General features: G+C 58.0%; 11 protein-coding genes. 3 read left to right on the top strand and 8 right to left on the bottom strand.

The annotated features are described in order from the left end of the window. Positions 1-135: 135 nt before the first annotated feature. The 6 genes from coq7 to hemJ form a co-directional block, all read right to left on the bottom strand. A complete protein-coding gene (gene coq7, locus AC3WK5_RS28935; protein ID WP_103320447.1) occupies positions 136-783 on the bottom strand; it encodes a 2-polyprenyl-3-methyl-6-methoxy-1,4-benzoquinone monooxygenase in 648 nt (215 codons plus the stop codon). A 252-nt stretch (positions 784-1,035) separates the two neighbouring features. Beyond that, entirely contained in the window at positions 1,036-1,374 is a 339-nt protein-coding gene (locus AC3WK5_RS28930; RefSeq protein WP_007906873.1) for a histidine triad nucleotide-binding protein, read from the bottom strand. Positions 1,375-1,461: 87 nt separating this feature from the next. Beyond that, positions 1,462-2,250, bottom strand: coding sequence for an SDR family NAD(P)-dependent oxidoreductase (locus AC3WK5_RS28925; protein ID WP_103320445.1), 789 nt, complete (start codon positions 2,248-2,250; stop codon positions 1,462-1,464). A 62-nt stretch (positions 2,251-2,312) separates the two neighbouring features. Beyond that, entirely contained in the window at positions 2,313-3,233 is a 921-nt protein-coding gene (locus AC3WK5_RS28920; protein WP_103320442.1) for a DUF805 domain-containing protein, read from the bottom strand. Positions 3,234-3,314: 81 nt separating this feature from the next. Next, on the bottom strand, positions 3,315-4,283 hold the full coding sequence (locus AC3WK5_RS28915; protein WP_054594288.1) for an NAD(P)H-dependent flavin oxidoreductase: 969 nt from the start codon (positions 4,281-4,283) through the stop codon (positions 3,315-3,317). Between the two features lie 34 nt (positions 4,284-4,317). Next, on the bottom strand, positions 4,318-4,749 hold the full coding sequence (gene hemJ, locus AC3WK5_RS28910) for a protoporphyrinogen oxidase HemJ (RefSeq protein ID WP_019693893.1): 432 nt from the start codon (positions 4,747-4,749) through the stop codon (positions 4,318-4,320). 135 nt (positions 4,750-4,884) lie between these two features. On the opposite strand from hemJ, the gene argC reads away from it, so the two are divergent. After that, the gene (gene argC, locus AC3WK5_RS28905) at positions 4,885-5,919 is read left to right on the top strand and encodes an N-acetyl-gamma-glutamyl-phosphate reductase (RefSeq protein ID WP_103320440.1); all 1,035 of its coding nucleotides are present in this window, start codon (positions 4,885-4,887) and stop codon (positions 5,917-5,919) included. A 167-nt stretch (positions 5,920-6,086) separates the two neighbouring features. Beyond that, positions 6,087-6,437 (top strand): iron-sulfur cluster insertion protein ErpA, encoded by a 351-nt coding sequence (gene erpA, locus AC3WK5_RS28900; RefSeq protein WP_007906865.1) that lies wholly within the window; start codon positions 6,087-6,089, stop codon positions 6,435-6,437. Between the two features lie 67 nt (positions 6,438-6,504). Here the strand turns inward: erpA and AC3WK5_RS28895 are convergent, their stop codons facing one another. Continuing rightward, positions 6,505-7,596: an anhydro-N-acetylmuramic acid kinase gene (locus AC3WK5_RS28895; protein ID WP_103320438.1), complete on the bottom strand. Its 1,092-nt coding sequence runs from the start codon at positions 7,594-7,596 to the stop codon at positions 6,505-6,507. A 3-nt stretch (positions 7,597-7,599) separates the two neighbouring features. Then, on the bottom strand, positions 7,600-9,018 hold the full coding sequence (locus tag AC3WK5_RS28890) for a peptidoglycan DD-metalloendopeptidase family protein (protein WP_103320436.1): 1,419 nt from the start codon (positions 9,016-9,018) through the stop codon (positions 7,600-7,602). A gap of 209 nt (positions 9,019-9,227) precedes the next feature. Here AC3WK5_RS28890 and tyrS point away from each other — a divergent pair, with 209 nt between their 5' ends. Next, on the top strand, positions 9,228-10,427 hold the full coding sequence (gene tyrS / locus AC3WK5_RS28885) for a tyrosine--tRNA ligase (protein WP_054594284.1): 1,200 nt from the start codon (positions 9,228-9,230) through the stop codon (positions 10,425-10,427). Positions 10,428-10,538 lie beyond the last annotated feature (111 nt).

The following is a 10,538-nucleotide window of genomic DNA, read 5'->3' as shown; positions in this document are numbered from 1 at the left end:
ACTGCGCCTTTTTCCTGTATTCATTACTCCCTCCTGAGAATGGGTCAGAAGGTGTAAACCTTATTCAGGACGAGACAAAGGCAAAAGAAAGGGCGCTGAGATAGCGCCCTTTTTTGTGCTCGAAGGTTTTACGGGTCAGATCCGGTAGGTACTTTTGGTCATGACCTTGGCCATCAGGCTCATGCCGAATTTTACCGGTGCCGGGAAGCGGAAGCCTCCAGCGTCCAGCGCGCTTTCGGCGTGCTGCTCTTCATCGATGCGCATCTGCTCAAGAATGGCCCGGGACTTCTCGTCCTCGACCGGCAGTTGCTCAAGGTGCTCGTTCAAGTGTTTGCACACCTGATCTTCAGTCGCTGCGACGAACCCCAGGCTGACTTTGTCGCTGATCAGTCCGGCGACGGCACCGATACCGAACGACATACCGTAGAACAGCGGATTGAGGATGCTGGTGTGGCTGCCCAGTTGGCGGATGCGCTGTTCGCACCAGACCAGATGATCGATTTCTTCTTCGGCTGCGTGTTCCATTGCCTCGCGCACTTGCGGCAGCTTGGCAGTCAGGGCCTGGCCCTGATACAGCGCCTGGGCACAGACTTCACCGGTATGGTTGATGCGCATCAGGCCGGCGACGTGCCGGGTGTCTTCGTCGCTCATTTTCGCCTCTGGCTGCACGATGGCCGGCGACGGGCGGCAAGGCTGGCCACTGAAGGGCAGCAACGTGCGCATGGCGGTGTCGGCTTGCAACAGAAGACGGTCAATCGGCGAGTAGTGACGTTGGGTAGTCATGCTGACCTCCGGGAAGAATCTCGGCGGCCAGTTTACCGCAATCGGCCGGGTTAGGTTTGCGCTGGGTCATTGCAGAAGACCGCCTGGCATTTGCAGATACTGGCTTTGTGGCGAGGGAGCTTGCTCCCGCTCGGCCGCGAAGCGGTCGTTAAGTCAGTCCGCGAGTTTCATTGGGGAGCAGCAGAAAGACGGGGGCTGCTGTGCAGCCCAGCGGGAGCAAGCTCCCTCGCCACAACAAGCTCGGGAGACGGATCAGCCCGGTGGCCAGTGCATCTGGCGCTGACCCAGCACGTGCATATGAATGTGATAAACGGTCTGGCCGCCCAGTTCATTGCAGTTCATGACCACGCGAAAGCCTTCTTCGCAGCCCAACTCCAGTGCCAGGCGCTGGGCGGTGAACAGAATGTGCCCGGCCAGCGCTTTATCGTCCTCGGTGAGGTCGTTGAGCGTGCGCACCGGCTTTTTCGGAACTACCAGGAAATGCACGGGTGCCTGCGGGGCGATGTCGTGGAAGGCCAGGACCTGGTCATCCTCGTAAATGATCTTGGCGGGTATTTCTCTGTTGATGATTTTGGTGAACAGAGTATCCACAGCTGTTTCTCCATTGTGTTGGTCCGGGCTGAGTGTACTCACGGGAGATGCCCGAGCCCAGCCTGTTAGCTTTACTTTTAGTGATGCTCAGCGCGGACAGTGCGTCTTGTTGACCATGCCTACGATGGTTCGGGTCAGCCAGCGCGAGCCGAAGCGCGGCAACAGCGCGAACCAGCGATTGAGGCGTCCGGGAATGATGATTGCGCGGTTCTTCTCCAACGCACGCACTGTGTAGAGGGCCACTTCCTCGGGGCTCATCAGCATTTTGCTGTTGGCCAGTTTGTCGGTGTCCAGTTGCGCGGTGCGGAAAAACGCCGTGCGCGTCGGGCCGGGGCAGAGGACCGAGACCTTGACCGCGCACTTCTTCAGCTCGACCCGCAAGCCTTCGGAGAAGTGCAGTACATACGCCTTGCTGGCGTAATAGGTGCTCATCCATGGGCCGGGGTAGAAGGCGGCCATCGAGGCGACGTTCAGAATCTGCCCGCCGCCCTGCAAGGCCATGCTGTTACCAATGGCGTGGCACAGGCGGGTCAGGGCGAGGATATTCACTTCGATCAAGTCTTGTTCGGTCATCCAGTCCTGAGCGAGAAACGGGCCGCAGGTACCGATGCCGGCGCAATTGACCAGCAGGTCGATCTGTCGGTCACCCTCTTCGAGTTCCAGCAGAAAACCGGACAAGCGCAGCGGTTCACCCAGGTCACAGGCGCGGAACAGCACCTCGACGCCAAAGCGCTGGGTCAGTTCGATGGCAATACTTTCCAGCTGATCACGTTGACGGGCCACCAGAATCAGGCTGCGGCCGCGTCGCGCCAACGCTTCGGCCATGGCCAGGCCGATGCCGCTGGAGGCGCCAGTGATCAGAGCGTAACGGGTCATGCAATTCTCCATCGCAACGGCTCGCGGCCTGTGGACAGAGATGTCACAGGAACCGAGCGCGTTTATTCTTTCTCATAGTCTACAGGGGGCTGAGCTGCTTTCGCCGCATCGTCTGCCTCAACCGCATCGGCCGGCTCACTGCTTCCATAACTGCTGGTCGAGGTGCTTTCGTACTCTTCGGTCAGGGTGCTGAGGCCACCGGCAAGCGCGCCGACAAAAAACACTGCGATCACCACCAGCCACAGCCCGCACAGCACTTTGACAGCCGTGCTGTTGGGGGGCTGCGGCGCGCCATAGCGATTCGCCCCGACGTTTCCTGGTAGCGCCGCGAGTGCAAATGGAAACAGGCTGCCGATAAAGGGCACCAGATTCAGAAACCACAGCCAGCCGGACCAACCAAGATCGTGCAGGCGTTGCACGCTGATGGTGATGTTTATGTAGAGGTACGCCACGAACGCAACGACACAAACAATTGTGCTCAGCACTATTTGATTGCCGCTCAGCAGGCTGAGTCCAAAAACGCCAGCGATAGCGCCCATGATCAGTAGCGCCACCAATGACCACGCGAGATAACGCAGGCGCCCGATTCGACCCTGTACGCTAAACACCTTGAGTTCCGAAAACTCTGGCAACGCTTCACCAACGGGCGCGCGAGGAGGGCTATAGGGAGATTCGTTGTTACCGAGTGTGGGCGCCGTGTAATCGGCGGACGACGAATCGTGAACGTCGGTCAGATTGAGCTTGATCGACGGCTCGGCTTCAATGCGTGCATCGATGCCGGTTTTCGACAGGGCATTCAGATAGGTTTGTGCGTCTGCGTGGGACAGGTCGTGCTTGAGCGCGACAGGCTTTCCGCTGAACAGGCGTTCGATGGCCGCGACGTCGCTTTTGAACAGTTGGGCGAGATTGAGTTTCGCGGTGGTGATGTCGACGCCCGGAAGCAGGGCTCCGTCAAAGACGATCTTGAAACGGTGTTCGCTCATGTCGGGGCATCCTTGTCGCGAGTCAGGGGGCTGTGCTCGGCAGTTTAAGCCAGCCAGAATCGGCTGGCCAAACCTTGTGCGTTAGCGCGGCCAGCGTTTGGGTAGTTGAGCTGCGAATTCCTGCGCCTTTCGGTACTCGGCGTCCAGCCTTGCGACCAGTTGATCGACGCTTGGCAGGTCGTCGATTTCACCCACGCCCTGGCCAGCGGACCAGACGGTTTTCCAGGCTTTGGCTTCATCGCTCAAGGGTTTGAGTTTGGCGCCGAAGTTGACTTCACCCTTGCCTTGCAGTGCATCTATGTCAAAACCGGCGTTTATCAGGCTTTGGCGCATGAAGCTTGCCGGCACCCCGGACACCGCTGGCGTATGGACAATGTCGGCGGCCCTGGAAGTCAGCAGCATCTCTTTATAGGCTTCAGGGGCATGGCTTTCGGTGGTGCCGATAAAGCGCGTACCGAAGTACGCCAGATCCGCACCGAGCAGTTGCGCGGCGAGAATCTCGTGGCCATGGTTCAGGCAACCGGCCAGCAGCAGGGTTTTGTCGAAGAACTGGCGAATCTCGGCAATCAGCGAAAACGGGCTCCAGGTCCCGGCATGGCCACCGGCGCCTGCCGCTACGGCGATCAAGCCATCGACGCCGGCCTCGGCAGCTTTTTCCGCATGGCGTCGAGTCGTCACGTCGTGGAAAACCAGGCCACCATAGCCGTGCACCGCATCGACCAGCTCTTTCACTGCGCCAAGACTGGTGATCACGATCGGAACCTTGTGTTCGATGCAGATTGCCAGGTCCGCTTGCAGGCGCGGATTGCTGTTGTGAACGATCAGATTCACCGCATACGGCGCAGGATTTTCCAATAGCGCCAGACCCGCTTCAATTTCCTCCAGCCAGGCTTTGAAGCCGCTGCTTTCACGCTGGTTCAGCGCTGGAAAGCTGCCGACCACACCATTGCGGCAGCAGGCGAGTACCAGCTGTGGATTGGAAATCAGGAACATCGGTGCTGCCACGACAGGCAGACGCAAACGTTGTTCGAGCAAAGCGGGCAGCGACATTGGAAGTACCCCGATAAGTTGCGGCTAATTATGATTAGAACGGCCGTACGACGACCAGAATTACAATAGCCAGCAATATCAGAACTGGCACTTCATTGAACCAGCGATAAAAGACATGGCTGCGGGTGTTTTCGCCACGGGCAAAACGTTTTACCTGTGCACCGCACATGTGGTGATAGCCGATCAGGATCACTACCAGGGTCAATTTGGCATGCATCCAGGCACCTTGTCCGAAGTAGGCGCTGGGGTTGAGACTGATCAGCCAGATCCCGAAAGCCAGTGTGGCGATCATCGCCGGGCCCATGATCCCGCGGTACAGTTTGCGCTCCATGATGCTGAAGCGCTCCTTGCTGATGCTGTCTTCACTTTGTGCGTGGTAGACGAACAGGCGTGGCAGGTAAAACAGGCCGGCAAACCAGCAGACCATGCTGACGATATGAAGCGCTTTGAGCCACAGATAAAGCATTTTTAGTTATTCCCAGGTTCACGGTAGCCCGAATAGTAGAGGCTTGGGCCTCCGTACGTCACCTTGACGGTTGTCGCAGGGCGGTGCGCGCCCTATTATCGACGGCTTTCCAGTGGGTTCGTTGAGGGCAGGTTTATGGTCAAGGTCGGTATCGTCGGCGGCACGGGTTACACCGGTGTCGAATTGCTGCGTCTGTTGGCGCAACATCCGCAAGCTGAAGTGGTAGTGATCACTTCCCGATCCGAGGCAGGCCTGGCCGTTGCCGACATGTACCCGAACCTGCGAGGCCACTACGACGGCCTGGCGTTCAGCGTTCCGGACATCAAAACCCTCGGTGCCTGCGATGTGGTGTTCTTCGCCACTCCACACGGTGTAGCGCATGCGTTGGCCGGTGAATTACTGGCGGCCGGGACCAAGGTCATCGACCTGTCGGCAGACTTCCGTCTGCAGGACGCGGACGAATGGGCCAAGTGGTATGGTCAGCCACACGGTGCGCCAGAGTTGCTGGAAGAAGCGGTCTACGGCTTGCCGGAAGTCAATCGCGAGCAGATCAGGCAAGCTCGTCTGATCGCGGTGCCGGGTTGCTACCCAACCGCCACGCAGCTGGGCTTCCTGCCGCTGCTCGAAGCAGGTCTTGCCGATACTTCGCGTCTGATTGCTGACTGCAAGTCGGGTGTCAGCGGTGCGGGTCGTGGTGCAAGCGTCGGTTCGCTGTACTCCGAAACCTCCGAGAGCATGAAAGCCTACGCCGTTAAAGGGCATCGTCACTTGCCGGAGATTCGCCAGGGGCTGCGTCGCGCAGCGGGCAGGGACGTCGGCCTGACTTTCGTGCCGCACCTGACGCCGATGATTCGCGGTATTCACTCCACGCTCTATGCAACCGTGGTCGACCGCTCTGTAGACTTGCAGGCGTTGTTTGAAAAGCGCTACGCCAACGAACCGTTCGTCGATGTCATGCCGGCTGGCAGTCATCCGGAAACCCGTAGCGTGCGGGGTGCCAACGTTTGCCGTATTGCGGTTCATCGTCCGCAGGATGGCGATCTGGTGGTGGTGCTGTCGGTGATCGACAATTTGGTCAAGGGCGCGTCGGGTCAGGCGGTGCAGAACCTGAACATCCTGTTTGGTCTGGATGAGCGCTTGGGTCTGTCCCATGCAGGCATGCTGCCCTAAGCTTTTCCCCGCTCAGCAAAAAGGCCCGTTTAACGGGCCTTTTTGTATTCCGGGCTGACCATTGTGTTGATTGATATACCGTAACAATAGTTGACCGATTTTCTGGGAGAAGCGGATAATGCGCGTCATCACGCATTATGGCGGTGTAACACCGGGAGATAGTCAGCATGAGCGTCGAATCCTTCACCCCCACGGCTTTGCAATTCACCCACGGTGCCGCGCACAAGGTGAAGAGCCTGGTCGATGAAGAGGGTAATGATCGCTTGAAGCTGCGCGTATTCGTTACGGGCGGCGGTTGTTCAGGGTTTCAGTACGGCTTCACATTCGATGAAGAAGTGGCCGATGACGACACCATCGTCGAGCGCGAAGGCGTTAGCCTGGTCGTCGATCCGATGAGCTTCCAATACCTGGCAGGTGCCGAGGTGGATTATCAGGAAGGTCTGGAAGGTTCGCGTTTCGTGATCAAGAACCCGAATGCCACCACGACCTGTGGTTGCGGCTCTTCGTTTTCGATCTGATCGCACCTCAGCGCATCACCAAACGCCGCATGGCCTCACGGCTTTGCGGCGTTTTGCTGTCTGGTGCTCAGACGGGGTAGATGGCGCCGAGGACGCGTAATCCGCGAGCGCCGGTGACGCTTGGACGATTGGCCGGGATACTTTCGAGGCAGCAATGGGCCAACCAGGCAAAGGCCATGGCTTCGACCCAGTCCGGGTCTACGCCGTAGTTTGCAGTGCTGCTGACCTTGGCGCCTGGCAGCAGGCTGGCGAGCCGTGCCATCAATGTTGCGTTATGGGCGCCGCCACCACAGACCAGCAGCTCTTGCGTATCGGCTTGTGCGGCTTGTAGCGATTCGACAATGGTCAGCGCCGTCAGCTCAAGCAAGGTGGCTTGCACGTCTTGTGCAGCAAATGCGGGTAGGCGCGCAAGGTGTTGTGTCAGCCATTGCAGGTTGAATACTTCGCGGCCGGTGCTTTTGGGGCCCTTGGTCAGGAAGAACGGATCACCGAGCAGGGCCTTCAGCAGCACGGGCTCTACGCTGCCGCCTGCAGCCCACTGGCCGTCACGGTCGAAGGTCTCGCCGCGTTGCTGGTGAATCCAGGCGTCCAGCAGGACATTGCCTGGGCCGCAGTCAAAGCCCGAGACGGGTTTGCCGGTCTCGATCAGGCTGAGATTGCTGAAACCGCCAACATTCAAGACTGCACGGTTGCCGCTGCGCTGTTCAAACAAGGCTTCATGGAAGGCTGGAACCAGCGGCGCGCCTTGCCCGCCTGCAGCCACGTCGCGGCTACGAAAGTCGCTGACGACAGTGATTCCGGTCAGCTCAGTCAACAGGGCAGGGTTGCCGATCTGCACGGTGAAGCCGCGTGCGGGCTCGTGGCGAATAGTCTGGCCGTGGCTGCCAATCGCTCGGATGTCATCAGGTTTCAGGTGTTGATCCGCAAGCAGGGTATTGATGCCTTGAGCGGCCAGTTGTACCCAGTTTTGCTGGGCAATGGCGCTGCGGGCTATCTCGTCAGGTCCGCTGGCGCACAAGCCAAGCAGCTCGGTGCGCAGGGATTCGGGCATGGGAATGTAGTGCGTGGCGATCAGTTTGATCGCCGGTGCTTGCTCGATCAGCGCAATGTCCAGGCCATCAAGGCTGGTACCGGACATCACACCTATATAGAGCGCCATGGCTTAGCGTTTGCTCGAAGCTAGCAGGGTGGCTTTTTCTTGCTCCATGCGCGCCATCAGCGGCTGGCTCTGTTGCAGGAAGCGTGCGCGCTCGGACTTGGCGATCGGATCGGCCATTGGCAGTTTCTGACCCAGCGGGTCGACGTGAACACCGTTGACCTGGAACTCGTAGTGCAAGTGCGGGCCGGTCGAGAGTCCGGTAGTGCCGATATAGCCAATCACTTGGCCTTGCTTGACGTTGCCGCCAGTCTTGACGCCTTTGGCGAAGCCTTGCATGTGTCCGTACAGCGTGCGGTAGGTGTTGCCGTGCTGAATGATAACGGTGTTGCCGTAACCACCGCGGCGACCGGCCAGCAGCACTTTGCCGTCACCGGCAGCCTTGATCGGCGTGCCACGAGGCGCTGCGTAGTCGACGCCTTTGTGCGCGCGAATTTTGTTCAGAATTGGATGCTTGCGACCCATGGAGAAACGCGAGCTAATACGGGCGAAGTCCACCGGCGTACGAATGAACGCCTTGCGCATGCTATTGCCTTCAGCCGTGTAGTAGCTGCTGTTGCCTTGCTTGTTGGTGTAACGCACGGCGGTGTACGTCTTGCCGCGGTTGGTGAAACGGGCGGAAAGAATGGGGCCATTGCCGACAGCTTTGCCGTTGACGACTTTCTGTTCGTAGATCACATCGAACTCGTCACCCTGGCGAATATCCTGGGCGAAGTCGACGTCGTAGCCAAACACGCTGGCCATGTCCATGGTGAGGCTGTGGGACAGCCCGGCACGCGCCGCAGATTGCGAAAGCGAGCTGTTGATCACGCCGTGAACATAGGCGGAGCGCACGGTTGGCTTGGCTGTAATGCGGTTAAAGGTATAGCCCTTGGCGTTTTTGCTCAGGCTGATGCTTTCAGCGTCATTGATCTTGCTGTGCAGATTGGTCAACTGGCCGTCGCGACCCAGTTCGAATTCGAGTTTCTGGCCGTGTTTGAGCTGGGTGAACTGCTTGGCTTGCTTGTCGCTGGCCAATACGTCGTGCACCGAAGCCGCTGGAAGCCCGACTTTCTCGAACAATGTGGAGAGCGTGTCGCCTTTGGCAACGATCACTTCCCGGTGGCCTGGCGCTTTCTTCTCTTCAACGGCTGGTGCCGGGGCTGCTTTAGCCGTTTCCTTGCTATCGTCGGTGCTATCTTCGATCTGGGCGAATGGAGATTCGACCGGCTCGTTTGTGGCTTGGACGGCGTCAGCAGCGTCTTGATCTTGTGTCAGTTGTTCTGCGGGACGTTCCAGTTCAAGACTCAGGGTTGTCTTTTTGGCTTCAACGTCACTGGAAGGGAATACCAGGAGCGCCAGGCTGAGGAGGGCAGCAATGCCACTTGCCGCGAGCAGGTGGGTCTTCGGATAAAGCGGCGGCGCTTTAGACGGTTCTGTGGTCATAGGTAATTTGACTTTGGAAAAGATGAATTGGAAAAGATGAATGACATGATGAAGATGAAATAACTGTATAAAATATAACCAAATCATCTCTTAAGCAAGTCGCGAATGCTCTGTTCGCGGATTGGCGTCCGTGCGCCGGGCAAAACTTGTATTTGGTGCGCGATCTTGTATGGTTGGTTCCCTTTGAATCTGAGCCTTGCGGGTCTGTTATGAAGTCGGTTGAAGAGCAGCTAGCGCTGATCAAACGTGGTGCGGAAGAACTGTTGGTCGAGTCCGAGCTGATCGAGAAGCTCAAGCGCGGCCAGCCGCTGCGTATTAAGGCTGGCTTCGATCCGACTGCGCCGGATTTGCACCTGGGCCACACGGTGCTTATTAATAAGCTGCGCCAGTTCCAGGATCTGGGTCACCAGGTGATCTTCCTTATAGGTGACTTCACCGGGATGATCGGTGATCCGAGTGGCAAGAGTGCTACCCGTCCTCCGTTGACGCGTGAGCAGGTTCTCGAAAATGCCGAGACCTATAAGACTCAGGTGTTCAAGATTCTTGATCCGGCGAAAACCGAGGTGGCTTTCAACTCCACCTGGATGGATCAGATGGGGCCTGCGGATTTCATTCGTCTGACCTCGCAATACACTGTGGCGCGGATGCTTGAGCGCGACGACTTCGACAAGCGCTATTCGACCAATCAACCAATCGCTATCCACGAGTTCCTGTATCCGCTGGTTCAGGGGTATGACTCGGTCGCGTTGCGCGCGGACGTCGAGCTGGGCGGCACCGATCAGAAGTTCAACCTGCTGATGGGGCGTGAGCTGCAGCGCAGTTATGGTCAGGAGGCTCAATGCATTCTGACCATGCCATTGCTCGAAGGGTTGGATGGCGTGAAGAAGATGTCCAAGTCATTGGGTAACTACGTCGGTATCCAGGAAGCGCCAGGTGTCATGTACGGCAAGCTGGTTTCGATTCCGGACGTGCTGATGTGGCGTTACTTCGAGTTGCTCAGCTTCCGCTCCATGGAAGAGATTGATGCGTTGCGTGCAGATGTTGAAGCTGGCGCCAATCCGCGGGATATCAAGATCAAGCTGGCCGAAGAGATTGTTGCGCGCTTCCATGGTGAGGAGGCGGCGGCGAACGCTCACCGTGGCGCGGGTAACCGTATGAAGGAAGGTGAGTTGCCGGATGACTTGCCAGAGATCGAGCTGACTGCGACTGAGGATATGCCGATTGCGGCTGTGCTTAATAAAGCGGGGCTGGTGAAGAACTCGGCAGTCGCACGTGATCTGCTCGGTTCCGGCGGTGTGCGTATAGATGGCGAAGTGGTTGATCGCACCTTTATATATGCACTGGGCGCTACCCATGTTTGCCAGGCCGGAAAGAAGGCATTTGCGCGTATTACGCTTAAATCCGAGTAAGGCTGAAATTAGGGGTTGACGGCGAATTATATCTGTCTATAATTCGCCCCACTTCCGGCGCAGTCGAAACGGAAAACTCCTTGGTAAACAAAGAGTTACGCGGTTTTCGAC

The organism is Pseudomonas sp. FW306-02-D09B (assembly GCF_058782685.1).
The sequence above is the reverse complement of the archived record's forward strand: the minus strand, read 5'-3'. Positions and strand labels throughout refer to the sequence as shown.

Coding starts and splice junctions, on each gene's coding strand:
- coq7 (WP_103320447.1), bottom strand. CDS start 783: ATGACTACCCAACGTCACTACTCGCCGATTGACCGTCTTCTGTTGCAA.
- AC3WK5_RS28925 (WP_103320445.1), bottom strand. CDS start 2,250: ATGACCCGTTACGCTCTGATCACTGGCGCCTCCAGCGGCATCGGCCTG.
- AC3WK5_RS28920 (WP_103320442.1), bottom strand. CDS start 3,233: ATGAGCGAACACCGTTTCAAGATCGTCTTTGACGGAGCCCTGCTTCCG.
- AC3WK5_RS28915 (WP_054594288.1), bottom strand. CDS start 4,283: ATGTCGCTGCCCGCTTTGCTCGAACAACGTTTGCGTCTGCCTGTCGTG.
- hemJ (WP_019693893.1), bottom strand. CDS start 4,749: ATGCTTTATCTGTGGCTCAAAGCGCTTCATATCGTCAGCATGGTCTGC.
- argC (WP_103320440.1), top strand. CDS start 4,885: ATGGTCAAGGTCGGTATCGTCGGCGGCACGGGTTACACCGGTGTCGAA.
- erpA (WP_007906865.1), top strand. CDS start 6,087: ATGAGCGTCGAATCCTTCACCCCCACGGCTTTGCAATTCACCCACGGT.
- AC3WK5_RS28895 (WP_103320438.1), bottom strand. CDS start 7,596: ATGGCGCTCTATATAGGTGTGATGTCCGGTACCAGCCTTGATGGCCTG.
- AC3WK5_RS28890 (WP_103320436.1), bottom strand. CDS start 9,018: ATGACCACAGAACCGTCTAAAGCGCCGCCGCTTTATCCGAAGACCCAC.
- tyrS (WP_054594284.1), top strand. CDS start 9,228: ATGAAGTCGGTTGAAGAGCAGCTAGCGCTGATCAAACGTGGTGCGGAA.